This window comes from Streptomyces diversicolor (assembly GCF_057537855.1).
On record NZ_BAAJXA010000151.1, the window covers coordinates 1 to 652 of the forward strand.

The window sequence follows — 652 nt, forward strand, 5'->3', positions numbered from 1 at the left end:
CCACGACACCATCCACCCCGCCCTCGGCACCCTTGACGACTTCGACCACTTCGTCCACCAGGCCAACACCCTCGGCCTGGAGATCGCCCTCGACCTCGCCCTCCAGTGCTCCCCCGACCACCCCTGGGTGCACAAACACCCCCACTGGTTCCACCACCGCCCCGACGGCACCATCGCCCACGCCGAGAACCCACCCAAGAAATACCAGGACATCTACCCCCTCGCCTTCGACGCCGACATGGACGGCCTGATCACCGAAACCCTCCGCATCCTGCGCCACTGGATGAACCACGGCGTACGCATCTTCCGCGTCGACAACCCCCACACCAAACCCGTCGTCTTCTGGGAACGCGTCATCGCCGACATCAACACCACCGACCCCGACGTCATCTTCCTCGCCGAAGCCTTCACCCGCCCCGCGATGATGCACACCCTCGCCCAGATCGGCTTCCAGCAGTCCTACACCTACTTCACCTGGCGCACCACAAAACAGGAACTCACCGACCACCTCACCGAACTCACCGGCGAAGCCGCCGCCTACATGCGGCCCAACCTGTTCACCAACACCCCCGACATCCTCCACGCCTACCTCCAGCACGGCCACCGCCCCGCCTTCGAGACCCGCGCCGTCCTCGCCGCCACCCTCTCCCCC

Annotated in this window: 1 pseudogene; it reads left to right on the top strand. The window is 66.0% G+C overall.

Annotated elements, in window-relative coordinates:
- Positions 1 to 652: pseudogene (locus AC27LF_RS45580) on the top strand (alpha-amylase family protein); the annotation flags it as partial.